At 62.7% G+C, this 26,215-nt stretch carries 21 protein-coding genes and 3 tRNA genes; 12 read left to right on the top strand and 12 right to left on the bottom strand.

What is annotated here, in order from left to right; genetic code table 11:
* The first annotated feature begins 157 nt into the window (after window positions 1-157).
* The gene (locus BN1136_RS09355; protein WP_043761227.1) at window positions 158-1,795 is read left to right on the top strand and encodes an EAL domain-containing protein; all 1,638 of its coding nucleotides are present in this window, start codon (window positions 158-160) and stop codon (window positions 1,793-1,795) included.
* On the opposite strand, the gene BN1136_RS09350 is transcribed toward BN1136_RS09355, so the two are convergent.
* From BN1136_RS09350 to recR, 9 genes are all read right to left on the bottom strand, one after another.
* The gene (locus tag BN1136_RS09350) at window positions 1,758-2,252 is read right to left on the bottom strand and encodes a hypothetical protein (protein WP_043761230.1); all 495 of its coding nucleotides are present in this window, start codon (window positions 2,250-2,252) and stop codon (window positions 1,758-1,760) included. The two genes, BN1136_RS09355 and BN1136_RS09350, sit on opposite strands and share 38 nt — an antisense overlap.
* Before the next feature lie 166 nt (window positions 2,253-2,418).
* Complete coding sequence (locus tag BN1136_RS09345) at window positions 2,419-2,781, bottom strand: DUF2750 domain-containing protein (RefSeq protein WP_010674427.1); 363 nt, start codon at window positions 2,779-2,781, stop codon at window positions 2,419-2,421.
* Between the two features lie 124 nt (window positions 2,782-2,905).
* The gene (locus BN1136_RS09340; protein WP_043761232.1) at window positions 2,906-4,534 is read right to left on the bottom strand and encodes a methyl-accepting chemotaxis protein; all 1,629 of its coding nucleotides are present in this window, start codon (window positions 4,532-4,534) and stop codon (window positions 2,906-2,908) included.
* A gap of 159 nt (window positions 4,535-4,693) precedes the next feature.
* A complete protein-coding gene (locus BN1136_RS09335; protein ID WP_043761234.1) occupies window positions 4,694-5,998 on the bottom strand; it encodes an inosine/guanosine kinase in 1,305 nt (434 codons plus the stop codon).
* Window positions 5,999-6,182: 184 nt separating this feature from the next.
* Window positions 6,183-6,575, bottom strand: a complete 393-nt coding sequence (locus BN1136_RS09330; protein ID WP_043761236.1) for an MAPEG family protein — start codon at window positions 6,573-6,575, stop codon at window positions 6,183-6,185.
* Window positions 6,576-6,642: 67 nt separating this feature from the next.
* Complete coding sequence (gene hemH, locus BN1136_RS09325) at window positions 6,643-7,617, bottom strand: ferrochelatase (protein WP_043761238.1); 975 nt, start codon at window positions 7,615-7,617, stop codon at window positions 6,643-6,645.
* Window positions 7,618-7,704: 87 nt separating this feature from the next.
* On the bottom strand, window positions 7,705-8,349 hold the full coding sequence (gene adk / locus BN1136_RS09320) for an adenylate kinase (RefSeq protein ID WP_043761240.1): 645 nt from the start codon (window positions 8,347-8,349) through the stop codon (window positions 7,705-7,707).
* A gap of 237 nt (window positions 8,350-8,586) precedes the next feature.
* On the bottom strand, window positions 8,587-10,500 hold the full coding sequence (htpG, locus tag BN1136_RS09315) for a molecular chaperone HtpG (RefSeq protein ID WP_043761242.1): 1,914 nt from the start codon (window positions 10,498-10,500) through the stop codon (window positions 8,587-8,589).
* A 281-nt stretch (window positions 10,501-10,781) separates the two neighbouring features.
* Entirely contained in the window at window positions 10,782-11,381 is a 600-nt protein-coding gene (recR, locus tag BN1136_RS09310; RefSeq protein ID WP_043761244.1) for a recombination mediator RecR, read from the bottom strand.
* 900 nt (window positions 11,382-12,281) lie between these two features.
* On the opposite strand from recR, the gene kup reads away from it, so the two are divergent.
* Entirely contained in the window at window positions 12,282-14,150 is a 1,869-nt protein-coding gene (gene kup, locus BN1136_RS09305; protein ID WP_043761246.1) for a low affinity potassium transporter Kup, read from the top strand.
* Between the two features lie 941 nt (window positions 14,151-15,091).
* Window positions 15,092-16,204: an alanine racemase gene (gene alr, locus BN1136_RS09295; protein ID WP_197068434.1), complete on the top strand. Its 1,113-nt coding sequence runs from the start codon at window positions 15,092-15,094 to the stop codon at window positions 16,202-16,204.
* A gap of 327 nt (window positions 16,205-16,531) precedes the next feature.
* Here the strand turns inward: alr and BN1136_RS09290 are convergent.
* Window positions 16,532-16,619 (bottom strand) — tRNA-Ser (locus BN1136_RS09290).
* A gap of 270 nt (window positions 16,620-16,889) precedes the next feature.
* Window positions 16,890-18,626 (bottom strand): C4-dicarboxylic acid transporter DauA, encoded by a 1,737-nt coding sequence (dauA, locus tag BN1136_RS09285; RefSeq protein ID WP_043761250.1) that lies wholly within the window; start codon window positions 18,624-18,626, stop codon window positions 16,890-16,892.
* Window positions 18,627-19,141: 515 nt separating this feature from the next.
* Between dauA and BN1136_RS09280 the strand changes: the two genes are divergently transcribed.
* The 4 genes from BN1136_RS09280 (at window position 19,142) to BN1136_RS09265 (ending at window position 21,155) form a co-directional block, all read left to right on the top strand.
* A tRNA-Asn gene (locus BN1136_RS09280) sits at window positions 19,142-19,217 on the top strand.
* 2 nt (window positions 19,218-19,219) lie between these two features.
* Window positions 19,220-19,295, top strand: a tRNA-Asn gene (locus BN1136_RS09275).
* A 173-nt stretch (window positions 19,296-19,468) separates the two neighbouring features.
* Window positions 19,469-20,479 carry an AraC family transcriptional regulator gene (locus BN1136_RS09270; protein ID WP_043761252.1) on the top strand — a complete coding sequence of 337 codons (1,011 nt, stop codon included), beginning with the start codon at window positions 19,469-19,471 and terminating at the stop codon, window positions 20,477-20,479.
* 10 nt (window positions 20,480-20,489) lie between these two features.
* Window positions 20,490-21,155, top strand: coding sequence for an NAD(P)H-binding protein (locus tag BN1136_RS09265; RefSeq protein WP_043761254.1), 666 nt, complete (start codon window positions 20,490-20,492; stop codon window positions 21,153-21,155).
* Window positions 21,156-21,226: 71 nt separating this feature from the next.
* Here the strand turns inward: BN1136_RS09265 and BN1136_RS20520 are convergent, their stop codons facing one another.
* Complete coding sequence (locus tag BN1136_RS20520) at window positions 21,227-21,430, bottom strand: hypothetical protein (protein ID WP_231557862.1); 204 nt, start codon at window positions 21,428-21,430, stop codon at window positions 21,227-21,229.
* Here BN1136_RS20520 and BN1136_RS09260 point away from each other — a divergent pair.
* The 5 genes from BN1136_RS09260 to BN1136_RS09240 all read left to right on the top strand — a co-directional run.
* Window positions 21,347-22,192, top strand: coding sequence for a patatin-like phospholipase family protein (locus tag BN1136_RS09260; RefSeq protein ID WP_231557859.1), 846 nt, complete (start codon window positions 21,347-21,349; stop codon window positions 22,190-22,192). The genes BN1136_RS20520 and BN1136_RS09260 overlap by 84 nt on opposite strands.
* Window positions 22,193-22,358: 166 nt before the next feature.
* Window positions 22,359-23,198, top strand: coding sequence for an oxidoreductase (locus BN1136_RS09255; RefSeq protein WP_043761256.1), 840 nt, complete (start codon window positions 22,359-22,361; stop codon window positions 23,196-23,198).
* A 359-nt stretch (window positions 23,199-23,557) separates the two neighbouring features.
* On the top strand, window positions 23,558-24,994 hold the full coding sequence (locus BN1136_RS09250; RefSeq protein WP_043761258.1) for a circularly permuted type 2 ATP-grasp protein: 1,437 nt from the start codon (window positions 23,558-23,560) through the stop codon (window positions 24,992-24,994).
* Window positions 24,988-25,914 carry an alpha-E domain-containing protein gene (locus BN1136_RS09245; RefSeq protein ID WP_043761259.1) on the top strand — a complete coding sequence of 309 codons (927 nt, stop codon included), beginning with the start codon at window positions 24,988-24,990 and terminating at the stop codon, window positions 25,912-25,914. Before BN1136_RS09250 ends, BN1136_RS09245 begins: the two co-directional genes overlap by 7 nt.
* A partial coding sequence (locus BN1136_RS09240; RefSeq protein WP_043808417.1) for a transglutaminase N-terminal domain-containing protein occupies window positions 25,911-26,215 on the top strand: 305 nt, incomplete at its 3' end. The genes BN1136_RS09245 and BN1136_RS09240, both read left to right, overlap by 4 nt.

Below are 26,215 nucleotides of genomic sequence, written 5' to 3'. Positions count from 1 at the left end.
AACCCATCTTCGCCTTTTTTTTTTGCTGTGAAAGTGGTTTCACTCACATTTAGTCGCATTCCTCCCCCCCTTTTCAAGGAGTTGCGTGAGCACAGATGTCATACGACAGCGAGTTGGTTAGAATTTCTACATCACGAACATCATCAAGGATGAAACGATGTTGAATAAACATGAGGGGAACCTGCTGCTGGTCAGCGCTCTGGTCTGCATCCCCATGCTGTTGCTGCAGGGGATATTGCTCGCGCCCCCCGTCTCGCCGCTCACCCTGCTGCTGGTCATGCTCACCACGATAACGGGGTTTGCCCTGCTGCTTTTTCTCTCACGCAGCCTGCACCGGGGCGAACGAGAGAGACAGGAGCAGCGCTGGCTGCAAGCATTGCAGCAGCGGGATCCCGCCATGCTGGACAGCCTACAGGCACAAACGACTCTGCGCCAGCTGCTCGCCTCCTTCAATGAGGCCGAGCTCGATGCCCACCGCCAGATCACCGAGCTACACAACCAGGCTACCCGTGACGAGATGACGGGGCTGTGCAATCGCCACGCCTTCCGGCGCGATCTGACCGAGCTGTTGCAGCAGGAGAACACTCAGACCGCCATCCTGGTGCTGATCCGCGCCACCGAGCTCGGCAAGCTCAATGCACAGCGCGGCTTCCAGTCCGGTGACGCCTATATCCGGGACATCGCCGCCCTCATCACCCAGACGGTGGGCCGCTTCCCCGGTCATCAGGTCTATCGCATCTCGGGGGCCGACTTCGCCGTCCTGATGCCGCCCCTGGCCCAGCTCCCCCCCCATCTGCTGGGGCGTGACCTGAAACTCGCCTTCGACAACTATCAGCACAACAACGGGCTGGAGAGTGCCGCCTACTCGGGCATGACCCGGCTCAGCAGCGAACAGAAGATAGAGGCCATTCTGGCCCGGGCGGACATGGCGCTGGCGCGCGCCCAGACGGAAGCGGTCAACGGCTGGGCCATCCAGCAGAATGACGAGGTGGTCGAGGTGCAGGGCCAGCGTCACTGGACCCAGGTGCTGACCGAGCTGCTGGAGCAGGAGAACATCAGCTTCACCTGCCAGTCCATCCAGTCACTGCATCGCGGCATGATCACTTATCACGAAATCTACCCCCGCTTTCACAGCGCCGACGGCACCGTGCTGCCGAGCGATACCCTGCTCGCCATGGCGCAGCGTCTGGACATGGTGCTGCGCCTGGCGCAGATGGTGGTTCGCCACGCCATTCGCCAGTACCGGGCCTTCGGCGGCCAGAGCAGCCGCTGGGGCCTCAACCTCCCGGGTACCTTGCTGCAGAGCAGCGCCTTCCTGATCTGGCTCGACCATCAGTTGCAAAAGGATCCCGACATCAGCGCCAACCTGGTGTTCGAGATGGATGAAGATCATCTGGAGCGCAACCTGACGGGGGCCAAACGGCTGTTCGAGCTGCTCAGACGCCACGGCAGCCGCTCGGCCATCTGCAACTTCGGCAAGGGAATCGGCTCCTTCAGCCTGTTTCGCGATCTCAAGCCTGACTACATCAAGCTGGATCCCGGCCTCATCACCGAGCTGGAGCAGGATCTCACCAATCAGCAGTTCGTGCGGATGATCGTCGACGTGTCACACCGCATGGGCTGCCTGGTGATCGCGGAAGGGGTGGAGCAGGTCGGGCAGAAGCAGATGCTACAGAGCATGTATGTGGATGGCTTGCAGGGGTATCTGATCGCCCAGCCCCAGGAGATGGGGCCGGAAATGGTTCAGCAGACGCTCCTCACGGAGCACGCTTCAGCTTCAGCAGGGTCAGAATGATGTCGTTGAGCTGGCGATAGCGCTCCAGCTCCTTCTGGTCGTAGCGGGTCGCCAGCATGGTCGGGTTGTGGCGATGCTTGAGGTAACGGTTGATCTGCAGGCGGTTGAAGCCGGCCACCTTGTAGACCAGGCCCAGCAGGGCGTTGAGCTCCTCGTCGTCCAACCCGGCCTTGGCCAGGTAATCGGCCTGGGAGGGGCTCTCCAGCCGGCAGCTCTGCTTGTCGAGGTGACCGCACTCCTGCAGGTAGGCGAGCCACTGCTCCACATAAAGCGGCTTGCAGCCGGCCAGCAGGTTGAAATACCCCACCGCATCGCAGCGACATCCCGACAGCAGCACCAGAGCCAGCTCGTCGCTGTCGCACTGGAAGCTCACCGGGCCGCTCTGGCCCCAGTCCAGCGCCTGCACCCGGATCTGGGCCCGTGCCCCCGCTCGTGTGGTCACGTCAAAGACAAACATGTCACCTCCCGATCGGCAAAGGGATCATGATGGCCCATCCCAGTCACGGGTGCAAAGCCAAATCACCCTTTCATACAGCGGCCGGCAAGCCCCATAAAAAAACCGACGGCCTTGCGGCAGTCGGTTTGAGGGGTGCTCGGGCCGACAGGCCCTCGCGACGAGAGGATCAGGCGTCCAGCTCCACCAGCGCCTTGGCCAGCTCGATGGGTTCGAGCTCCTGACCTTCCAGATCGGCGTTCCAGTTCGGGCCGACCAGCACGTCGTCCTCGTCCAGATCGTTGATCCAGATGTCGAGGAACTCTTCCAGCTCGATCACTTCCGGCTCGTAGTCCGCCCACTCGTCCACGCAGTGCAGACGGGCATCCCCCTCGGCAGACCAGAGCGGCATCACGTCGGCGTCTTCGAACTCGGCGGAACGGCACACCACCCAGTCTTCACCGTAGCGCAGACCCCACACCTGACCCGACTCGCGGACTTCTTCGATAAACAGCTGGAAATTGGCGTCAAGATTGTCAGTTAGTTTGCTCATGGGGTCTCTCTCTTGCAAAGCAATGGCAGGCAGTCGGCCAAGTCTGGCCGAGAATGGGGCAGATGGTGTCCCAAAAGCCCCCCAGACTCAAGCCTTATCCCCAAAAAGCCGGGGATAAAGGCCGTCAGATGCGATATTGCGCCACCAGGGCGCTCAATTCGTCGCAGGCGAGCGCCAGTTGCCCGGACGCCTGCTCGGTGAGCCGGTTCTGGGCCAGGGCATCCGCCGCCAGCTGGGTAATGGCCACCAGCCTCAGGTTGATCTCCTCCGCCGCCCGGCTCTGCTCCGCCGCCGCCGTGGCGATCTGGCCGTTCATGGCGGTGATGGTGTGCACCGAACCATCGATGGCATGGATGGCTGCGTCCGCATCACCGGCCTTGTCCGCCGTCGAGCGGGAGAGCTGCTGCAACTGGGTGATCCCGCTCACTACCTTGCCCGCCCCCTCCTGCAGCCGCTGGATCATCTGCCGGATCTCGTCGGTGGAGCTGTGGGTGCGGGTGGCCAGGGTGCGCACCTCGTCGGCCACCACGGCAAAGCCGCGGCCCTGCTCGCCAGCCCGGGCGGCCTCGATGGCAGCGTTGAGGGCCAGCAGGTTGGTCTGCTCCGCGACCCCGCGAATGACGTCGAGCACGGAGCCTATCTGCTGGGTCTCCTCTTCGAGACGGCTCACCGCCTGCACCGTCTCCACCATCTCGTCCGCCAGCTGACCTATGGTCTCCCGGGTCCGGGCCACCACCTCGCGGCCATGCTGGGCGAGATGGAGCGCCGAGTCCGCCGCCTCCGCGGCCTGGGCCGCGTGCTGACCCACTTCGCGGCTGCTCACCGTCATCTGCTCCATGGCGCTGGCCACCCGCAGGGTATCCTGCTCCTGGCCGGTGACGATGGCGCCGGTACGCTCCACCACCTCGGCCAGTTGATGGGCGTGCGCCCGGTTCTGCTCCGCAATCTGCTGGCTGCGCGCCACCAGCTGCGCCATCTGGCCGGCAAAGAGGTTGAAGTTGACGCTGAGCTGGCTCAGCTCGTCACGCCCCGATTCGGGCAGGCGAACACGCAGATCCCCCTCCCCCCTGGCGATGTTGCCAAGGGCCGACACCGACCGGGAGAGCGGCACGACTATGCTGCGCACGATGAGACCGACCACCGCAAACAGCAGCAACGCCAGCACCAGTCCGATCCCGAGCAGGGTGTGCAACACCTCCCGGTACTGGGCCTCCACGTCGTCCACATAGACACCGGTGCCGATGATCCAGTCCCAGGGGGCGAAACGCTTGACGTAGGAAATCTTGCGCACCGGCTCGTCCACCCCCGGCTTGGGCCAGTAGTAGGCGACCTCCCCCGCCCCCTGCGCCCGCGCCAGATCGGCGAAGGCGACAAACAGCTTGAGCCCCTGCTTGTCCTCCACCCCGGAGAGATCCTTGCCATCCAGCTCGGGTTTCATGGGGTGCATCACCATGGTGGGGTGGCTGTCGTTGATCCAGAAGTAGTCGTCATTGCCATAGCGCAGCCCCTTGAGCAGGGCCAGCGCCTCGGCCTTGGCGCGCGCCTCGTCGAGCTCCCCCTTGCGCACCCTGGCCTCCAGCCCCGCCACCAGGCTGTAGGCGGTCTCGACCTGGGCCCGGGTCTGGCGGCTCTTCTCCCCCATCAGCCCCTGCTGGTAGATCTGCAGGCTGAAGAACAGCAACAGCCCCAGAAGGACCAGCACCATCAGGGTCACCAGCGACAGGCGCCGGCCGATACTCCATTGTCTCAACATACCCTCATCCCGCAGCGGCTACATATCCTTAACACTATGTTGTTGCGGCGCGGGCTGTCCACGATGTCAGCAAAAGGGATGCCAAAAACATGATCCAGCCCCAAAAACAAGAAAGGGTGCCCAGTGGCACCCTTTCTTGTTGTCGACCGGATGACGGCATCACCGCTCCCAGTACACCTCTTCCAGGCTGTCTTCCTTCTCCGGCAGACCGCGGGAGAGGCGCGGGCTGCTCTGGGCCAGCACCTCGTAGCTGACCCGGTTGGCGTATTTGCACACCTGAGCGAGGGAGGAGTAGGTCAGGAATTCGGAGAGGTGCTTGGCGGAGTTCGGCACGTTCATGCGGTGGTAGGCGTTGGCCACCATGTCGTGCAGCACGGCGGACAGCGCCCCGTCACCCGCGCCGTTGGTGTTCTTGATCTTCTCGGGCCCGCCCATGTAGGGGGAGATATGGGAGTAGATCCGCGCAGGCTTGCGGCACTTGTCCCGGGCCATGGGGCGGCTGAACTCGTACATGTTGAATTCGGGGATGACACCGGGCAGCAGGGTATGGGTGGTCTCGCGCTTGTAATCCTCGTCGGTGTAACTCGCCATGTAGAGGCCGATGGGGCCCGCGGTGCAGAGCACCATGTCGGCCCAGTCCAGCGCCTTGTCGGCAGCACCCAGCGGATCCTTGATCCCGGTCAGGGCCTCCGCCTCGTCCTCGTTCATGGCGAGCACGGTCACGTTCTCGCTGATGAAGTCGCGCCACCACTGGGGGTTCTCGTCGATGACGAAACGGGTGCCCAGGGTCAGCACCACGGGCACGCCGGCCTCGCGGGCATAGCGCACGGCGGCCATGGCCGCCTCCTTCATGGGGGTGCCGTCGGCACCGCGCACCAGGTAGGCGGTGATGACCAGGGCCGAGGCCTCCTTGATGATGGACTCGGGGATGTGATCCACGTCCAGGTGGTCCATCTTGCCGGCGTTGATGCCAAAGCTGCGCTCGCCCCCTTCGGTGATGAAGGTGAAGCAGCGACCCACGGGGCCATCCACCGGCTGCAGGTAGTCGAGGTTGACCCGGGAGGAGGTGTTGCACAGATAGCGGTAGGCGTAGCTGCCGATGCGGATGTCCTTGCTCATGACGCCGAGCAGGATGGAGTGGGAGTCCGCCAGCACGGAGTAGTTGTGCATGGTGTTGCCTATGGTGCCGCCGGCAAACTCGCTCACCACCATGTTGTTGCTCTTGAGCTCGTCGTAGACCAGCTCCGCCACCTCGTCGGAGATGAGCATGGAGTGGCCCTTGCTCAGGCCATACCGGTTCAGGAAGTCTTCGTCCACATGGGCTTCGATGTCCACCAGGGTCTGATCGATACCCACCACATAGGCCTTGCCCAGTTCGGTGAGCTGGGAATTTTGCGGGATCAGGGGATCACGTCTGTCGACCGGGAAGTAGTGTTTGGACTTGCGCTGACCGGGAAATTTCATGGCAATCTTCTGTGCTCTGGGGAAAAGAGGGGCGGGATTTTAACACAATCCTCCACGCCGAAAAGTCGCATGATTAAAATATGGGGTCAGTATAGACAAGGGTTTGCGGGGCAAACGTTTGATTTTTGACCTTGAAAAAAACCACCCCGTCGCGGGGTGGTCGTGGGGTCCTGTGACGTCACTCTCACGCCAGCGAGAGACCCTGCACCAGCGCCAGCACCGAGAAAATCCCCAGCGACAGCCAGAAGAAGAGGGTACCAAAGAGGCGCGGCTTGTTCGGCGCCTTGGGGATCTGGATCCCGATGGCGTGCAGGATGCGCCCCACCAGCAGCAAGGTTCCGCCCAGGTGCAGCCAGAACGCGCCGACCCCGGCCAGCTCGCACAGGGCCATCAGCAACAGGGTGAGGGGCACGTACTCGGCGAAGTTGCCGTGGGCACGGATGGCGGCGAGCATCTCGGGCGCCTCCCCTTCCCCTATCATCACCCTGAACTGGGCGCGGCGCTTGACCACCCAGAACGAAAGCAGCAGGAACAGAAGACCCAAGAAACCTGCGTAGATCAGCGTGATCTGCATCATCAAGACACTCCTTTATCGTTGAAGCCGGGCATCCCCGCGCCCAGGCACGGACGGATGCACATGGCCATCATGCCAGCTCGCGGCAGATGAGGGACACCATCATGCGGATGTGGGCCTGATCGCTGTTGAGGGCGGGCACATAATGGAACGCCTCCCCACCCGCGGCCAGGAAGTGCTCGCGGTTCTCGACCTGGATCTCCTCCAGGGTCTCGAGGCAGTCTGCCGAGAAGGCCGGGCAGATGACGTCGAGCCGCTTGATCCCCTGCTCCGCCAGCGCGGTGATGGTGGCATCGGTATAGGGCTTGAGCCACTCCTGCTTGCCGAAGCGGGACTGGAAGCTGGCGCTCCACTGCTCGGGGGCAAGACCGAGGGCTTCGGCCAGCAGGGCCGCGGTGCGGCGACACTGGTGACCATAGGGATCCCCCTCGTCCTCGCTGCGCTGGGGAATGCCGTGGAACGACATCAACAGGTGCTCCCCCTGCCCCTGCTGCTCCCACTGGCGACGCACGCTCATGGCCAGCGCCTGGATGTACTCCGGGTGGGCATGGTAATCACGGATGAGGCGCATCACCGGCAGGTGACGCTCCTTCTTCATCGCCCTGGCCCAGCCATCGAACACGGCGGCCGTGGTGCTGGCGGCGTACTGGGGATAGAGGGGCAGCAGGATCACCCGGTTGACCCCCTGAGCCTTGAGGGCCTGCCAGCCCTCGGCCAGGGAGGGAGAGCCGTAGGTCATGGCCAGCTGCACCGGCACGTCCACCCCTTCCCGCTTGAGCTCCTGCTCAAGGGCCGCACGCTGGCGCCGGCTGATGGCCATCAGGGGCGAGCCCTCTTCGGTCCAGATCTGCTGGTAGAGCTTGGCGACCCTGGGGGCCCGCAGCGGCAGGATGACGAAGTTGAGCAGGGGTGACCAGAGCAGACGGGGGATCTCGACCACCCGCGGATCGCTGAGAAACTGGCCGAGGAAGGATCGGACGGCGGAGGCGGTCGGTGCGGCTGGGGTCCCCAGATTGACGAGCAAGATCCCGGTTTTCGTGGTCACGTTAGCGTCCTGTCGTTATGGTCGTGAAGCAAGAAAGGGCCCTGGATGGACCCTTTATCTCGAACTCGTTGTCGATCGCAGGCGGGATCAGCCCAAGATGGCAGCCAGCTGCTGGCTGACCAGATCCACCGGCTGGGTGCCGTCGATCTTGACGTAACGGGTGTTGCCCGCTTCCGCTTCCTTGCCGTAGAAGCCGATGAGCGGCGCGGTCTGCTGATGGTAGACATCCAGACGCTTGCGAACGGTGGTCTCTTCGTCGTCGGCACGGATCACCAGATCCTCGCCGGTCACGTCATCCTTGCCTTCCACCTTCGGCGGGTTGAACACCACGTGGTAGGTACGGCCGGAGCCGGAGTGCACGCGACGGCCGCTCATACGTTTGACGATCTCTTCGTCAGGCACGTCGAACTCCAGCACGAAGTCCACCGCCACGCCGGCATCCTTCATGGCTTGCGCCTGGGGAATGGTGCGGGGGAAGCCGTCCAGCAGGAAGCCGTTGGCGCAATCCGGTTGCGCAATGCGTTCTTTGACCAGGCCGATGATGATGTCGTCGGAGACGAGCTGACCTGCGTCCATCACGGCCTTGGCCTTGAGGCCCAGCTCGGTGCCCGCCTTGATCGCCGCACGCAGCATGTCGCCGGTGGAGATCTGCGGAATACCGTGTTTTTCCATGATGAACTGAGCCTGGGTACCCTTGCCGGCGCCCGGAGCTCCCAACAGAACAATGCGCATACACGCTCCTAGTTGATTGGTTATTCAATTCTTGAGAAGGCAAAAAACTACACGTTTTCGCCCGTATTAACAAGCTCACCCCGTGTGAGTGGCCAGATTATCACCACCATCCCGCCCCGTCTCTGCGACCAAAGACGCAGACGACGACCACGAAAAATGATTGAAAATGCAGCAACTCACCACGAGGGAGCGGCCAGAAAAAAGCCCACTGCATGCAGTGGGCCTTGGGTCAGGGGATCACGCCTGCAACAGCAGACGGTTGATGCGGGAGACAAAGCTCGCCGGGTCGTTCAGACCGCCCTGCTCCGCCAGCTGGGCCTGTTCGTGCAAGAGGGCCACCCACTCGCCAAACAGGCTGTCGTCTTCGATGGTACCGAGCTTCTTCACCAGGGCGTGGTCGGGGTTGAGCTCCAGGATGTACTTCTGCTCCGGCACCGGCTGACCGGCGGCGCGCATCAGCTTGATCATCTGGGTGCTCATGCCGTGGGCGTCGGTAACGATGCAGGACGGCGAGTCGGTCAGACGGTGGGTGACGCGCACCTCTTTCACCGCTTCGCCCAGGCTCTGCTTGACCCGCTCCACCAGACCGGCATTGGCCTTCTCGGCCTCTTCTTGCGCCTGCTTGGAGGCCTCGTCTTCCAGATCGCCGAGGTCCAGCTCGCCACGGGTGACGGAGACCAGCTGCTTGCCGTCGAACTCGGTGAGGTGGCTCATCAGCCACTCATCGACCCGCTCCCACATCAGCAGCACTTCGACGCCCTTCTTGCGGAAGATCTCGAGGTGCGGGCTGTTCTTGGCCGCGGCATAGGAGTCGGCGGTGATGTAGTAGATCTTCTGCTGGCCTTCCTTCATGCGGCCAACGTAATCCTCCAGCGACACGGTCTGGGCCTCGCCCTCGCCGGCAGTGCTGGCAAAGCGCAGCAGTTTGGCGATCTCCTCGCGGTTGGCGTAATCCTCGGCCGGGCCCTCTTTGAGCACATTGCCGAACTCGCTCCAGAACTTGGCGTACTTCTCGCCGTCATCCTTGGCCAGCTTGTTCAGCATGGTGAGCACGCGCTTGGAGCAGGCCTTGCGCAGGGAGGCGGTCACCTTGTTGTCTTGCAGAATTTCACGGCTGACGTTGAGCGGCAGATCGTTGGAGTCCAGCACCCCTTTCACGAAGCGCAGGTAGGTCGGCATAAACTGCTCGGCGTCGTCCATGATGAAGACGCGCTGCACGTAGAGTTTCAGGCCGTGCTTCTGCTCGCGGTTGTAGAGGTCAAACGGCGCGCGGGCCGGGATGTAGAGCAAGCTGGTGTACTCCTGGGCCCCTTCCACCCGGTTGTGACCCCAGAGGAGCGGATCCTCGAAGTCGTGGGCGACGTGCTTGTAGAACTCCTGATACTCCTCGTCCTTGATGTCTTTCGGGTTGCGGGTCCAGAGCGCGGTGGCGCGGTTGACCTGCTCCCACTCGCCCGGGGTGCCGACGATGGTTTCACCGTCCTCTTCCCGATCCGGGGTGCCCTCTTTATACATCTCCACCGGCACGCTGATATGGTCGGAATACTTGGCGACCACGGAGCGCAGGCGCCAGTCGTCCAGGAACTCCTCCTCATCGCTGCGCAGGTGCAGGATGACGTCGGTGCCGCGGCCCTCTTTGGTCACGTCGGCCACGGTGAAGGAGCCTTCACCCTCGGATTCCCACTGCACGCCCTGACCCGGCTCGGTGCCGGCGGCGCGGGAGATGACAGTCACCTTGTCGGCGACGATGAAGGCGGAGTAGAAGCCCACCCCGAACTGGCCGATCAGCTGGGAATCCTTGCCCTGATCGCCGGAGAGGTGCTTGAAGAATTCGGCGGTGCCGGATTTCGCGATGGTGCCCAGGTGCTCGATTACCTGGTCACGGGTCATGCCGATGCCGTTGTCCGAAATGGTCAACGTCTTGTTCTCTTTGTCCACCACCAGGCGCACGCGCAGCTGGCCGTCGTTTTCGAACAAAGAGGCATCGGAAAGCGCCTTGAAGCGCAGCTTGTCCGCCGCATCGGAGGCGTTGGAAATCAGCTCGCGCAGGAATACTTCTTTGTTGGAGTAGAGGCTGTGAGCCATCAGGCTCAGCAATTGTTTGACTTCAGTCTGAAAGCCGTGGGTTTCGGCGTGAACACTTTGGGTCATCGACCAATCCTCAAAACGTCGGGTTGAACAGATTCCCAAGCAAGATGGGGTTGGCCTTTCAAATATCAAGGGGCCAGTGTGCAAACTTGCACACTGGCCCCTTGTTGCGGGCTCGGATGGCCATTTCTTGTACCATCCAGCCAAACCTGTTTATGAGCCGTCGCGAGAAGCCGTCAGCAAGGTGAAGAGCAGCGCAGGAACCGGACTTTATAGGCTTAAATGAGGATTCCGAGCAGCACATGAGCCTTATTCACGGTTTCGCAGCAGGCTCATAAGCAGGTTTAGATGCGCTGGCGCCCCATCAGGGAGTGCGACAGCGTAGTGCCATCCACCAGCTCCAGCTCCCCGCCCACCGGCACCCCGTGGGCGATGCGGCTCACGGCCACCCCGGCGGCACGGGCCATGTCGGCGATGTACCAGGCGGTGGCATCCCCCTCTATGGTGGGGTTGGTGGCGAGGATCAGCTCCTTGATGTGTTCATCCTTGAGGCGCCGCTCCAGGATCTCCAGACCCAGCTCCTCCGGGCCTATGCCGTCGAGCGGCGACAGGTGCCCCATCAGCACGAAGTAGCGGCCGGAGAACTGGCCGGTCTGCTCGATGGCGGCCACGTCCGCCGGGCTCTCCACCACGCAGAGCAGGCCGTTCTCCTCGCGCTTGGGATTGGCGCAGATCTCGCAGCGATCGTTCTCGGTAAAGGTGCGGCAATGGCTGCAGTGACCGATCTCGGTCAGCGCCCGACTGAGCAGAGAGGCGAGGCGCAGGCCGCCGCTGCGCTCGCGCTCCAGCAGGGTGAATGCCATGCGCTGGGCAGATTTCGGGCCCACGCCCGGCAAGACCTGCAGCGCCTTCATCATCTCATCGAGCAGGGGACTGAATTTCATGGGGATATCCTTTAAAGCCGCGCCGAAGGAGTGATTCGGCCCGCATGCCTGACGCGGCGCCGTCCCCTCCATCCGAACCTATCTTGTTGGCGCAGGACTATACCCGAGCCCGCCCCAAGCGCCAATGACTCAGGCGCCTGACGGGTAGAGGAAGAGGCTTCTCTGGTGCAGCCTGTTGGGACTCATGGCAGGGGGATACAAATCAAACAGATCGGTGGCTCTATTCGGTCGATTATTTGCGCTAGAGCTGACGTTTAATACTGCACGTGGTGAAAAAATTCGTCTGCTGCTGGCCATTGGGGTGTGAGCCCGCCACTCTACAATTAATTACTACCCTGTTGTGCACCCTTACTCTTGTTAATTACTGATGCAATTTACCTCGTCAATTGAACCCTGAATTTATATACCACTCTTATTATTCCGGCATATTTATAGAAACCACCCTTACCGCCCTGCCACCTCCTGAGCAGCCACCAAAAACAGGACACTATCGCCACCCAACCCCTTCCACGCCCAGCGAGTTCCTGCGATTTATTGGTCAGCATTTTATCATTTATTTTATGAGCAGATTAACAGGAAACACCGGGTAAAATAGAGCCATAGCTAAAATAACCGATTACCTGTTGTTAGCTGAGTCACGTCAATCGACGAGTAATTAATAAACCCATCCGATATCCCTTTCTGATTATTTATACCTGAGTATAAACCCGCTCACTCTGTGTCATTATTCACCGAATGGCAGATAAACAGACTGTGTTCCATGATTAGCCCCCTATTTATATCCAGTTGACCCCCAACCCCACCACTACCCCGGAATTCCCCTGAACGGAGCGCCGAGACCCTCGCGTGTTCGGGCCCAGTGGTGACAGCCTTGTCACCCTCACACTGACAGATAACGTTATGAACTGTACTAACAAACCCGCCCTGTCCGGCGTCATGCTGGCGGCGATCGGCGTGGTCTATGGCGACATCGGTACCAGCCCGCTCTATACCCTGCGCGAGTGCCTCTCCGGCCAGTTCGGTTTCGGGGTGGAGCCCGCCTCCATCCTGGGCTTTCTTTCACTGATCTTCTGGCTGCTGATCCTGGTGGTCTCGGTCAAGTACCTCTCCTTCGTGATGCGGGCGGACAACGCCGGCGAAGGGGGCATCCTCACCCTGATGTCGCTGGCCACCCGCAACACCCCGCAGAGGTGGACGCCGGTGCTGATCATCCTGGGGCTGATTGGCGGCAGCTTCTTCTATGGCGAGGTGGTGATCACCCCGGCCATGTCGGTGATGTCGGCCATCGAGGGCTTGAAGATAGCGGCCCCCTCCCTGGACCCGTATATAGTGCCGCTCTCGGTGCTGGTGCTGACCCTGCTGTTCGCTATCCAGAAACACGGCACCGCCACCGTGGGCAAGCTGTTCGCCCCCATCATGCTGATCTGGTTCCTGACCCTGGCGGTGCTGGGCCTGAACAGCATCTTCCAGCACCCCGAGGTGCTGGGGGCGCTCAACCCGGCCTGGGCGCTGCGCTTCTTTGTGACCTACCAGAGCGCCTCCTTCTTTGCCCTGGGCGCCGTGGTGCTGGCCATCACGGGGGTGGAGGCGCTCTATGCGGACATGGGGCATTTTGGCAAGAGCCCTATTCGCCGCGCCTGGTTCATGGTGGTGCTGCCGTCCCTGGTACTCAACTACTTCGGCCAGGGGGCCCTGCTGCTCGGCAATCCCGAAGCCATCGCCAACCCCTTCTTCCTGCTCGCACCGAAATGGGCGCTGCTGCCGCTGCTGCTCTTGGCGACCCTGGCCACGGTGATCGCCTCGCAGGCGGTGATCTCCGGGGTCTTCTCGCTGACCCGGCAGGCGGTGCGGCTCGGCTATCTCTCCCCCATCCGCATCGTGCACACCTCGGAGCAGGAGTCCGGCCAGATCTATATTCCGGTCATCAACTGGCTGCTCTATCTCTCTGTGGTGATCGTCATCATGAGCTTCGAGCACTCCAGCAACCTGGCGGCGGCCTACGGCATCGCCGTCACCGGCACCATGGTGCTCACCTCCATCCTCTCCTGCTCGGTGGCCCGCAACAGCTGGCACTGGCGCAAGCCGCTGGTAGTCACCCTCTTCGCCCTGCTGCTCGCCATCGACGTGCCGCTCTTTGCCGCCAACCTCGCCAAGGTCTTCTCCGGCGGCTGGCTGCCGCTCACCCTGGGGGCCGTCATGTTCACCCTGATGACCAGCTGGAAGAGCGAGCGCTGCCAGCTTATCCGCCGCCTGAACGAGCACGGCAACTCGCTGGAGCCGATGATAGCGTCGCTCGAAAAATCCCCGCCGACCCGGGTGGCGGGCACCGCCGTCTATCTGTCGCGGGTAGTCAACGTCATCCCCCATGCGCTCCTGCACAACCTCAAGCACAACAAGGTGCTGCACGAGCGCGTCATCCTGCTCACCCTGAAGGTGGAGGATGTGCCCTACGTCCACAACGTGCGCCGGGTCTGCATCGAACAGCTCTCCCCCACCTTCTGGCGGGTGGTGGCGAGCTATGGCTGGCGCGAGACCCCCAACGTGGAGGAGATCTTCCACCGCTGCAACCTGGAGGGCTTAAGCTGCCGGATGATGGAGACCTCCTTCTTCATGGCTCACGAGTCGCTCATCATGAAGGAGCGCCCCTGGTACCTCTATCTGCGGGGCAAGCTCTTCATGCTGCTGCAACGCAACGCCCTGCGCGCGCCAGATCAGTTCGAGATCCCGCCCAACCGGGTCGTCGAGCTCGGCTCCCAGGTGGATATCTGACCGGGGCCGATACCCGAGCCCCGGGGAGACAGACTTGCCCTCGCGGTGGCCAGGCCCCCATGCCCTGTTGCATAGGGCGCCCTGGCGCCTCATGCAAGCACATCTTGTGTGTTTACCCCCCTTCCATGACGCTGCGCCCCTCACCCCTATCCGGGTGATGCTTCAGGCAGGACGCCGCGACACCGAAACATTGCGCCATCCATTCCTTTAGCCTGCGGTGATACCCGTTCACATGTTGAATGTGGCAGGCACCGGTTATCACCCGCTGTCCCGATCGTTATGCAGCATCTGATGACCCAATACCGGGTTGCGATCCACGCTCGCATACCCACTTGCACCACCATCACCAAAAAGTTATCCCGTTTCATTCCGCAGGCACCCCGCCATGGTGCGCAGGAGCGATGGCGTCACATCCTGCAGACCCCATGGCGTAGGGCGGATCTGTCCGTGCATGACAATGGGGCAGGCAGGGCAATCTGTTTACAGAGGGCATTCATGGGAGGGGGAATGGCTAAGGAGATGAGAAAAGGCTCGGCTATCCATGAGGGAAGCCCTCAGGGTGAGTTCCGGCTCCACGATAAGCCTTCCAACGCGTAAGGGGAACGATGCCAAAAAACCGGCCAGATATGGCTAAAAAGGGCCTAATTCCCCTTCAGTCTGGAGGGAGAAAAGCAGTGATAAATATTGCCCCTATAGGGAGCCAGAGAAAGCGTCGGCAGGTGAATTTATACAGAGGAATATCCCGTATTTTGCCCATTTAAACATTCTCATTCGCCACATAATTTACCACCAACAAAACAACTGATAACATCTTTTTACAATTCAAAGCACATAAAACAACATGGTTCGGTCACCCCCTGCACGCTCGCCGTGGCAGCCAGGATCACCGGATCAGGATTGAGACCAGCAGCCAACTTCTCATCGAGCAGACACCCGACACCATGATGAACACAGTTACGGCCAGCATCGATCTCGATGCACTCCAGCACAATTTCGCCGTGGTGCGCCGCCACGCCCCCCACAGCAAGATCATCGCGGTGCTCAAGGCCAATGCCTATGGCCACGGGCTGCTGCCGGTCGCCCACGCCCTCGCCCAGGCCGATGCCTATGCCGTGGCCAGGGTCGAGGAGGCGCTGGTGCTGCGCGCCAACGCCATCACCAAGCCCATTCTGGTGCTGGGGGGCTTCTTCAGTGCCGAGGCGCTGCCGCTGCTGGCCAAACACGATCTGCAGACCACCCTGCATACCTGGGAGCAGTTGGCGCTGCTCGAGCAGGCCAACCTGCCCGCCCCCATCAAGGTGTGGCTCAAGCTCGATACCGGGATGAACCGGCTCGGGCTGCGCGCCCGGGAGATCCCCGCCTTTATCGAGCGGTTGAGTCATTGCCGCAACGTGGTGCAGCCCTTCCACCTGATGACGCACTTCAGCCAGTCCGATGAGCAGGATACCCAGGCCACCCTGTTGCAGATCGAAGAGTTCAACCGCCTCAGTGCCCATCTGCCGGGCGAGCGGGCCATGGCCAACTCCGCCGGCATCCTCGCCTGGCCGGCCTCGCGCAGCGACTGGATCCGGCCCGGCCTCATGCTCTACGGCGCCTCCCCCTTTACCGGCCAGCTCGCCGCCGACCATGATCTACGTCCGGTCATGACCCTCAAGAGCCAGCTCATCGCCACCCGCGCCTGCCAGCAGGGCGAGGCGGTCGGCTATGGCGGTCACTGGGTGGCGAGTCGGGACACCACCCTCGGGGTCGTGGCAGCGGGTTACGGGGATGGCTACCCGCGCATGGCGCCTGAAGGAACCCCCATGCTCATCAATGGCCGCCGGGTGCCCATCGTGGGCCGGGTCTCCATGGACATGATCACCGTCGATCTGGGCCCGGCGGCCAGCGACAAGGTGGGGGATGCGGTCACCCTGTGGGGAGAAGGGCTGCCGGTGGAGCAGGTGGCCGAGAAGATAGGTACCATCCCCTACGAGCTGCTCACCCGTCTGACCAGCCGGGTTCATCTCGCGCACTGCGACAGCCGCGAACAGATGCCGATGTTGAAGCTGGCCTGAGCAATCGGGCTAAAGCCGGCTGCATCGAGGTGGCAACCGGCCCCTTACAAACAAAAGGCCCCGTCTTGCGACGGGGCCTTTGCCAAGGGGTTAAGAGCACGAATGTTGCCGCGCGCCCAAAGCAAAAAACCGGCCCTGAGGTCGGTTTTTATGATTTGACGATGAGTCTGGATTGACTCGCGCCGTCCCTGGCGCTCGCCCTGCGGGCGGCCTCTGGCCGTCCAGGCGGGCTATCCTGCCCGCCTGTCGAACCAGGGCCCGAACCGGGCCGCCCATCATCGGATAAAGCAAAAGGCCCCGTCGCAAGACGGGGCCTTTTGCTTTATTTGGCGGTGAGGGAGGGATTCGAACCCTCGATACGTTGCCGTATACACACTTTCCAGGCGTGCTCCTTCAGCCACTCGGACACCTCACCAAATTTTTACTTCTTGAAGTGGCTTTCGGAGCACGCTGCGCGTGCATCTTGCCGACTTCGTCGGTGGGCAGCCTCTCGGTCACCTCACCAAATTTTGGTCTGTGGTTTAACGTGTTCAGCCAACACGAGCTCGTTGCGCCATTGCGCTGGAACGGGGCGTAATGTAAGGGATAGGAGCGGGCCGGTCAATCCTATTTTTTATCTTTTGCCACTGATTGCTCAATTAGCGAACCAAGTGACTAAAAAGGTTCCATTTCCTATCCCTTTCCATCAATTTTCAACCGCTTCGTGCAAATGTTCCCCTCGCATGGCCTCTTCCAGCGAACCGTAGAACTCCAATTCTCCCGCGACCGGGCGCACCTTGGCCCGAGCCAGGGTCTTGAGGGGCTGGAACTGCAGCTCGGCCACCTTGAGCCGGACCCCTGCTTTGGCCATCCGTCTGGCAAACTGCTGGAAGGCAGAGAGCCCCCCCGCATCCAGGATGGAGACCGCCTCCATCTGCAGGATCAACTCGTCGTGATCCCGCACCTGGGCCAGCAGCTCGTCGAAGACCCGCTCGGCGGCGGCAAAGAACAGCGGACCGTTGATCTTGTAGATCAGGGTCCCCGCCTGAACCTCACCGGCGTAACGCTTGTGATCCGCCAGATTGTGCAGCCGGGTCATCTTGGCGATCTCCCGCATGAACAGCAGGGAGGCCAGGATCACCCCGAAGGTAATGGCGATGACCATATCGAAGATGACGGTGAGTGACAGGCAGACCAGCAGCACCAGTACGTCCGATTTGGGGGCGCGGCGCACCAGATCCACCACCTTGTGCGCCTCGCTCATGTTCCAGGCCACCAGCAGCAGCAGGGCTGCCATGGCGGAGAGCGGCAGCCAGGAGAGCCAGGGCGCCAGCACCAGGATGGCGGCCAGCACCACCAGCGCATGGACGATGCCTGAGATGGGAGAGGTGGCCCCGGCCCGCACGTTGGCGGCGGAGCGGGCGATGGCGGCCGTCGCCGTGATGCCGCCGAAGAAGGGCGCCAGTATGTTACCGAGCCCCTGCCCCAGCAGCTCGCCGTTGGAGCTGTGCTTGCGACCCGTCATGCCGTCCAGCACCACGGCGCAGAGCAGGGATTCGATGGCCCCCAGCATGGCCATGGAGAAGGCGGCAGGCAGCAGTCTCTGGATGGCGGCCAGGTTCCACTCTACCGGCGCCCCGTCCGGCCCGGGCAGGGCCCAGGGCATCACCAGGGTCGGAGCGATGGGGGGGATCCCCATGCCCCGGGTACCGTCGGCCAGGGTATAGCTGAACTTGCTGCCGATGGTGGCCACGTCCACCCCGAACTGGTGCAGGCCAAAGCCCAGGCCCACCCCCACCAGCACGGCGGGCAGGTGGCCGGGGACCGGCAGACGCAGCCTCGGCCAGAGCAGCAGCACCGCCAGGGTCGCCACCCCCACCAGGGTGTCTCCCCATTGCCAGCTGGGCAGGGCATGAGCCAGCGCCTGCACCTTGCCGAGGTAGGTCTCCGGCATCTCGGGCACCTGCAGGCCGAAGAAGTCCTTGATCTGCAGGGTGGCGATCACGATGGCGATACCGCCGGTAAAGCCCAGGGTCACCGAGGGCGGAATGTATTCGATGAGGCGGCCGAGGCGCGCCATCCCCATGGCCACCAGGAAGCAGCCCGAGATCAGGGTGGCCATCAAGAGCCCCCCCACCCCGAACTGCTGGGCCACCGGGTAGAGGATCACCACGAAAGCAGCGGTGGGCCCCGAGATGGAGAAGCGGGAGCCGCCGGTCACGGCGATCACGATACCGGCGATGATGGCGGTGTAGAGGCCGTGCTGGGGTGGCACGCCGCTGGCGATGGCCAGCGCCATGGCCAGCGGGATGGCGATGATGCCGACCGTGATGCCGGCGATGAGGTCTCGCCCGAAGCGGGCAGCACTGTAGGGTTCGTCTATGCAGGATTGGCGCAATGCGATAGCCAGCTTCACGCCTTGTAAGGAAGCTTGATTGTGCATGTCTAGGGTAATACCAGAAGAAGGAGACAAAGGCCGGGGTGAACCGGCACCCGATCATCATCAAGGGCCGGCAGAGCTGTCGACGCGGCGATGGTATCCTGAGCAACCATACCCGAGCCGGCCCGATAATTCGATGGGCGGGATCAAGAAATGGCCATGAACCCGCGATAATGTCCCCTATCCCCCGCATTTGCGCGCCATTTCCTGCACATTCCGCTCCAGGGCTGCCATGCCCTTCATCTCCCGGTGAGAGAGCAAGACAATGGCAGGCCAAGTGGCCCCGTGCCCCCTCCCCGCCCAAATGCCGCAAGAAGAGAGCTGCAAGAGAGGTCTGGCAGAGCGACGTCGTATTCCTGTCAGAAGGGGCATGCCAAGCCGCTGATTGTGCTGAAAATAGTCCGCAGAGACCAAGTTTTGGGCAAACAGTCCGAAAAGTCATTTATTACCCAGGCCATCGGGTTGACACCCGTCTGCGAGGCCATTAATATCCGCCCCGTCTCGACGAGACAGGCAATTCCTCCTTAGTTCAGTCGGTAGAACGGCGGACTGTTAATCCGTATGTCACTGGTTCAAGTCCAGTAGGAGGAGCCAATTCCCTCGTAGTTCAGTCGGTAGAACGGCGGACTGTTAATCCGTATGTCACAGGTTCAAGTCCTGTCGAGGGAGCCATATTCCATGCTTCAAAGGCCCGATCGCAAGATCGGGCCTTTTTGTTTTGCCTGTCTCTGGCGCCGGATGCCACCACATTGGCGCCTTTTGCATGTCAATGCGCTCGCCCTGCCCCCTATACTGACCCTCATTCCGATCGCACTGACTTCACCTCGTACGGCAAAGGCGCACGCATGGCACACAAATCTCACTTTTCCCTGGACGTCGGATGGCAACTGCTGCTCAAAGACCTTGGCCTGCAATCCAGGCATGTCTTGCGCAGGGCCCTGCTGCCGGAAGACACGCTGTCGCGCGAAAATCACGGGTTGACCACGGATGAGTACTTCCGTTTCTGGCGGGCGCTGGAGCAGGAAGCCAATGACGTCCTGTTTCCCTTGCGACTCATCGAGACGGTTTCAAGCGAAGTCTTCAGCCCCCCCTTGTTTGCCGCCCTGTGCAGCCCGGATCTGATGCGGGCGGTTCAGCGGCTGGCCAAGTACAAGGCGCTCATCGCCCCCATGAGCCTCGAGATCACGGTGGGCTCCGGGGGGGAGATGACGCTCTCCCCCCGCTGGCAAGGAGGGCACACCGAGGTGCCGTTCTCCCTGCAGGTGGTGGAACTTGCCTTCTTTGTCCGGCTGGCCCAGATCGCCACACGTGAAGCGATCCATGCCGTGCGAGTGACACTGCCTGAACTCCCTGGCGAAAAGTCACTGCAGCGCTACGAGCGCTTTTTCGGCACCGCCATCACGCCAGGAGCCCCTGCCAGCATTACGTTTTCTGCCGTGGACGTGCTGCGCCCCTTTCTCACGAGCAACGAAGGAATGTGGCGAGCCTTCGAGCCCGAGCTGCGTCGTCAGCTGTGCGAGATGGACCCTGCCGCCACCACGGCGGAGCGGGTGCATGCCGTCCTGCTCGAACTCTTGCCAAGCAACTCGGCCACCATTGAGGTGGCAGCAAGCCGCCTGGGCATGAGCAAGAGAACCCTGCAACGCCGGCTGGAAGAGGAAGGGGAAAACTTTCGAGCCCTGGTCAGCGAGACGCGAAGAAGGCTCGCCTGCCACTACCTTGAGCACACCACGCTGTCTGGAGGGGAGATAGCCTTTCTGCTGGGTTTCGAAGATCCCAACTCCTTCTACCGCGCATTCCAAGATTGGACCGGGCGGACGCTGGAAAGCACTCGCCAGTCATATCGATTCAACTGAGGTCAACCCCATGTCCACCCATCCCAATCCCCGTCGTGTGCTGCTCGCCGGGGCCACAGGGCTCGTCGGAGGCGAACTGCTTGACGCCCTGCTGCGTGACGAGACCGTCTGCGAGGTGCATGCCTTGAGTCGACGCGCCTTGGCTGTCACCCACCCCAAACTCCAGACCCATCTCGTGGAGATGGACAACCTGCCCGATCTGCCCCGGATAGATGAAGCCTATCTGGCACTGGGGACCACCATCGCCGTCGCTGGCAGCCGGGAGGCATTTCGCGCCGTCGACTTCACGGCCAATCTGGCCGTCGCCAGGGCCGCGGTCAAGGCCGGTGCTCGCCGCATTGGGCTGGTCAGTGCCGCCGCCGCAGACCCGGGCTCTCGCCTCTTCTATCAGCGCGTGAAGGGGGAGCTCGAGGACGCCCTCAAGGCGCTGGATCTGACCACACTGGTCATCGCCCGCCCCTCCTTGCTGCTGGATAAACGCACGCACCTGATGCAACCGTTCCGGCTGGGAGAGTGGATGGCCATTCCCCTTGCCAGGTTGCTGGCACCCATACTGCCGGACACCTATCAACCCGTCTTCGCCCGGCAAGTCGCCCTTGCGCTGCTACGCAAGGTACCAACCGCGCAGGGCGTGGTGTCCCTGCCCTCCCACCTCATCGCCACGTTGACACCTTGAGGATGCAAGCCCTGTTGTTGGCCATGAAAGGCATGCTGCTGTGGGCAGGCCTGCTGTCTGGCGTCACGTTGTCAGCCGCCTGCGTGCAGATACCCGAGCGCCCCCGGACCTTCACTGGCACCTGGCTGGTCGATGGCTCCCTGGGGAAGGCGCCGGCCACGTCCAGTCACCTCACCGCTCAGCCACCCCGCGTGGCTGTGGTGCTGGGTGGCGGAGGCCTGCGTGGCTATGCCCACATAGGTGTGCTGCAAGCCCTTGATGATGCAGGTATTCACCCTGACCTGGTCGTGGGAACCTCCGTCGGCGCCATCATCGGGGCCGCGTACGCCTCTGGTTCGTCAGCAGACCGGCTTTGGGAGCAGGCCAGTGATTTTGCCGTCTTCTCCCTGGCCGATCCGACGCTGGACGGCCCCGGATTCATCGAGGGGAAGGCTCTCTCGGACTGGGTCAATACCCTGGTGAGACAGTTGCCGATCGAAGACTTCCCTGTGCCATTTGCCGCGGTGGCAACGGATATCAACCTCGCCCTGCCCTATGTCATCACGGGCGGCAACACGGGAGAAGCCGTACGCGCCTCTGCGGCCATCCCCGGCATCTTTCTTCCGGTGAGCGCTGCGGGGCAGCCGCTCATCGACGGGGGCGTCACCTCCCTGGTTCCGGTGTTCGCCGCTCGCGCCCTGGGAGCCGACGTCGTCATCGCCGTGGATGTCTATTGCCATGGGCCGCGAGCTTTTCCCCGCACCGCCACGGCCATGTGGCTCAACGTCGCCCGGTTGCAGAGTTGCCTGCTCGCCGCCCCGGAAACCGCCTCCGCCGACGTGCTGATTGCCCCCGCAGTAACCCCCGCCGGCATGAACAGTCGCCAGGACAGGGAGACCCTCAGACGCCTGGGGTATGACGCCGCCATCGCACTCCTGCCGTCAATGCGAGACAGGCTGGCGCAAAAGCAGTCAGCCTCGCTCAATGGCACGCCCCCTGGCCGCACTGACGCCGCCACGCGCCTCACCGCAGCAGCCATGGGCCCCTCACCGCCGTGAGCGCCCGCCCCACAGACTGACGCGAATCAGAAGGGATGGCGCAGTTCGATGGCGTCATGGCGCCGTTTGCCAGAACCATGGCATCACGAGTCGGATAAGGTATCAACACCGCAGGCAAGCCGCTTCTGGACACGCATGCGATTCATTTTGCTCGAGGATCTTCCATATGAACTCAAACGTTGTGCTCGTCACCGGCGCCTCCTCCGGTATCGGAGCGGCCACCGCCATGAAACTGAAGGCACTCGGGTTCACCGTGTATGCCGCGGCGCGGCGCATCGAACGCATGCAATCCCTGACCGACGCAGGGATCCGCGTCATCGCCATGGATGTGACCCAGGATGCGTCCATGCAGGCAGGAGTGGAGAGGATCATCGCCGAAGCCGGCCAGATCGACGTACTGGTCAACAATGCCGGGTATGGCTCCTACGGCTCGGTTGAAGACGTCTCCCTCGAGGAGGGCCGTGCCCAGTTCGACGTCAATGTGTTTGGCGCCGTCCGCCTCATCCAGCTGGTGCTGCCCCACATGCGTGCCCGGCAGACTGGCACCATAGTCAACATCACCTCCATGGGCGGCAAGATCCATACTCCGCTGGGCGCCTGGTACCACGGAACCAAGTTCGCGCTGGAGGCCATCAGCGATTGCCTTCGCATGGAAGTGGAACCCTTCGGCATCAAGGTGGTGGTGGTAGAGCCGGGTGGCATCAAGACCGAGTGGGCCGACATTGCCGCGCAGAAACTGCGCGAGGTCTCCGGCGACGGGCCATATGGCCACCAGGCCCTCCCCATGGCGGAGTCCATGATCGGACGCGCCAGCCGCGAGCGCCAGTCCCCGCCGGAACTCATCGCGGATACCATCGCCAAGGCGGTTCAGGCCCGCCGCCCCAAGACCCGCTATGCCGTTGGTTTTGGGGCCAGACCGATGATCTTCCTGCGCCGTTTGTTGCCGGATCGCGCATTCGATCGCTTCATGCGCCTTGCCACAGGGATCCCGCACCAGCGCGGCTGACACCTGTCGACCACACATCCGCCCCCATGCCTGACGGTTGCACGGGCGAGAGATGGGCAACAAAAGGCCCGGCCGTCAGGCCGGGCCTTTTCCTCCCCTTGCCCCCTGATGGGGCAAGGGAGGCCCCTCTGCCAGCGCGCCCTTCCCCTGAGCCCCCGGGTCCGTTGCCACAAAATGGCGCAGCGCTGCCCGCCACGGGGTACCAGTCTGGTGCAAGGTGCCAACGCCCCTGATGACAGATATGTCATCCATATGATTTTCCTGCAAAAAATTACTGACACCCTCCTCGATAGCGACTCATTTGACTGGCACATCCCTTGCAAATCCAGATCCCAGGGACGTCACAAGGAGAGGTGCCTATGCTACCCATCAAGCCACCCGGACCCGGTTGCTACGACGAGATGCTGCTCGCCGACAGCCAGTTTCGCGATCACTACCACGCCTACCTGTCGTGGCTGCACCAGACCGACGAGAAGAGCATAGAACGCAAGCGCGAGGAGGCCGACCTGCTGTTTCGCCGGGTCGGCATCACCTTCAACGTCTACGGGGATGGGGACGGCGCCGAGCGCCTCATCCCGTTTGACAGCATTCCCCGCATCATTCCCGCCCGGGAGTGGCAACACCTGGATCTGGGGATCCGCCAGCGGGTCACCGCCCTCAACGCCTTCCTGCGCGACATCTATCACGATCAGCGCATCCTGAAGGCGGGGGTGATCCCGGCCGCCCAGATCCTCGCCAACGCCCAGTACCAGCCCTGCATGCAGGGGGTCGACCTGCACCGGGATACCTATGTCCACATCACGGGGGTCGACATCATCCGCAACCACGACGGGGAGTACTATGTGCTGGAGGACAACCTGCGCACCCCCTCCGGGGTCTCCTACATGCTGGAGAACCGCAAGATGATGATGCGCCTCTTCCCGGAGCTGTTTCACAACCAGCCCATCGCCCCGGTGGAGCGCTACCCGGCCCTGTTGCTGCAGACCCTGCGCGAGAGCAGCCCGGTGGACAACCCCTGCGTGGTGGTGATGACCCCGGGCCGCTTCAACAGCGCCTACTTCGAGCACAGCTTCCTCGCCCAGCAGATGGGGGTGGAGCTGGTTGAGAGCGCGGATCTCGTGGTCAAGGATGGCCAGGTGCTGATGCGCACCACCACGGGGCTGAAAAGGGTGGATGTCATCTATCGCCGCATCGACGACGACTTCCTCGATCCCCTCGCCTTCAACCCGGACTCCCTCATCGGCGTGCCCGGGCTGCTCTCGGTCTACCGCGCCGGAGGCGTGGTGCTGGCCAACGCCATCGGCACCGGGGTGGCGGACGACAAGTCCATCTACCCCTATGTGCCGGAGATGATCCGCTTCTATCTGGGGGAGGAGCCCATCCTCAACAACGTGCCCACCTGGCAGTGCCGCGAGCCGGCGGCCCTCTCCCACGTGCTGGCCAATCTGGAGGAGCTGGTGGTCAAGGAGGTACACGGCGCCGGCGGCTACGGCATGCTCATCGGCCCCTGTGCCAGCCGCGAGGAGCTGGCCCGTTTTCGCGAACTGCTCAAGGCGCGCCCGGACAACTACATCGCCCAGCCGACCCTCTCACTCTCCACCTGCCCGACCTTCGTCGACGCGGGCATCGCCCCCCGCCACATCGATCTGCGCCCCTTCGTCCTCACCGGGCAGGAGCTGCGTCTGGTGCCGGGCGGCCTGACCCGGGTCGCCCTGACCGAAGGCTCCCTGGTGGTCAACTCCTCCCAGGGCGGCGGCACCAAGGACACCTGGGTCATGGAGGGCAACCCATGCTGAGTCGCACCGCGAGTGAACTTTACTGGATGTCCCGCCACCTGGAGCGGGCGGAGAACACGGCGCGCATGCTGGACGTCACCCAGACCATGTCGCTCATGCCCTCCATCGACGCCGATCACAGCGAGCTGGTGGCCCCCCTCACCATCAGCGGCACCCACGAACCCTTCCTGGCCCGCTACGGCCAGGTGAACATGGAGAACCTGCTGCAGTTTTTCTGTTTCGACGAGGAGAACCCGGTCAGCATCTTCAGCTGCCTGCGCATGGCCAGGGACAACGCCCACGCAGTGCGGGGCAAGATCCCGGGGGAAGTGTGGGAGAGCATCAACGCCGCCTGGCTGGAGATCCGCCGGCGCCGCCAGGCGGGCCTCACCAGCGGCCAGGCCCAGGAGTTCTTCGACTGGATCAAGGAGCGCTCACACCAGTTCCGCGGCGCCACCTACGGCACCATGATGCGCGGTGACGTGCTCTGGTTCCTGCGCCTTGGCACCTTTATCGAGCGGGCCGACAACACGGCGCGCATCCTCACCGTCAAGTACCAGGTGATCCGGGAGGACGAGGACAGCGTGCGCGAGTTCTACCGCTGGAACGCCCTGCTGCGTTCGGTCGGCGCCTACGAGGCGCACCAGACCCTCTACAAGACCCTCTCCCACGCCTCCATCGCCGAGCTGCTGATCCTGCGCAACGAGGTGCCCCGTTCCCTGCGCGCCTGCCTCGACGAGATGGAGCTCATCCTGGCCCAGATTGAGGGCAACGCCGGCCAGACGCCGCGCCGCCTCACCACCATACTCAACGCCCAGCTGACCTATGGCGCCATCGACGATGTCTTTGCCCGCGGCATGCAGGCCTATCTGAGGGATTTTCTCAGCGACATCGGCGCCATCGGCCAGAGCATTCACGCCGCCTACCTGGAGGTATTATGAGACTCATCATCGATCACCAGACCCGCTACCACTATGCCGACGTGGTACGCCACAGCACCCAGTATCTGCGCCTGACCCCCCACAGCTCCCCCCGCCAGCAGATCCTCTCCTGGCAACTGGAGCTGCCGGGGGAGGCGACCTGCACCACGGACGGCTACGGCAACATACTGCACGTGCTGAGCCTGGAGTCCCCTCACGAGGGGATCCTGATCCGCGCCCGGGGCGAGGTGGAGATCCGTGACGACGCCCCGGAGGGGGAAGAGCACTCCCTCATCTCCCCTCTGAGCTACCTGAGGCCCAC

This window comes from Aeromonas taiwanensis (assembly GCF_000820165.1).
Lineage (GTDB): Bacteria > Pseudomonadota > Gammaproteobacteria > Enterobacterales > Aeromonadaceae > Aeromonas > Aeromonas taiwanensis.
Note: the sequence above shows the minus strand (reverse complement) of the source record. Positions and strands in the feature narration are given on the sequence as shown.

Excerpts from the sequence above, each read along its gene's own strand:
- BN1136_RS09335 (WP_043761234.1), bottom strand. The coding sequence starts at position 5,998 with ATGAAATTTCCCGGTCAGCGCAAGTCCAAACACTACTTCCCGGTCGAC.
- BN1136_RS09265 (WP_043761254.1), top strand. The coding sequence starts at position 20,490 with ATGTCCACCCATCCCAATCCCCGTCGTGTGCTGCTCGCCGGGGCCACA.
- BN1136_RS09270 (WP_043761252.1), top strand. The coding sequence starts at position 19,469 with ATGGCACACAAATCTCACTTTTCCCTGGACGTCGGATGGCAACTGCTG.
- BN1136_RS09350 (WP_043761230.1), bottom strand. The coding sequence starts at position 2,252 with ATGTTTGTCTTTGACGTGACCACACGAGCGGGGGCACGGGCCCAGATC.
- kup (WP_043761246.1), top strand. The coding sequence starts at position 12,282 with ATGAACTGTACTAACAAACCCGCCCTGTCCGGCGTCATGCTGGCGGCG.
- BN1136_RS09340 (WP_043761232.1), bottom strand. The coding sequence starts at position 4,534 with ATGTTGAGACAATGGAGTATCGGCCGGCGCCTGTCGCTGGTGACCCTG.
- alr (WP_197068434.1), top strand. The coding sequence starts at position 15,092 with ATGATGAACACAGTTACGGCCAGCATCGATCTCGATGCACTCCAGCAC.
- BN1136_RS09245 (WP_043761259.1), top strand. The coding sequence starts at position 24,988 with ATGCTGAGTCGCACCGCGAGTGAACTTTACTGGATGTCCCGCCACCTG.
- BN1136_RS09250 (WP_043761258.1), top strand. The coding sequence starts at position 23,558 with ATGCTACCCATCAAGCCACCCGGACCCGGTTGCTACGACGAGATGCTG.
- dauA (WP_043761250.1), bottom strand. The coding sequence starts at position 18,626 with ATGCACAATCAAGCTTCCTTACAAGGCGTGAAGCTGGCTATCGCATTG.
- BN1136_RS09255 (WP_043761256.1), top strand. The coding sequence starts at position 22,359 with ATGAACTCAAACGTTGTGCTCGTCACCGGCGCCTCCTCCGGTATCGGA.
- BN1136_RS09330 (WP_043761236.1), bottom strand. The coding sequence starts at position 6,575 with ATGATGCAGATCACGCTGATCTACGCAGGTTTCTTGGGTCTTCTGTTC.
- BN1136_RS09355 (WP_043761227.1), top strand. The coding sequence starts at position 158 with ATGTTGAATAAACATGAGGGGAACCTGCTGCTGGTCAGCGCTCTGGTC.
- recR (WP_043761244.1), bottom strand. The coding sequence starts at position 11,381 with ATGAAATTCAGTCCCCTGCTCGATGAGATGATGAAGGCGCTGCAGGTC.
- htpG (WP_043761242.1), bottom strand. The coding sequence starts at position 10,500 with ATGACCCAAAGTGTTCACGCCGAAACCCACGGCTTTCAGACTGAAGTC.
- adk (WP_043761240.1), bottom strand. The coding sequence starts at position 8,349 with ATGCGCATTGTTCTGTTGGGAGCTCCGGGCGCCGGCAAGGGTACCCAG.
- BN1136_RS09345 (WP_010674427.1), bottom strand. The coding sequence starts at position 2,781 with ATGAGCAAACTAACTGACAATCTTGACGCCAATTTCCAGCTGTTTATC.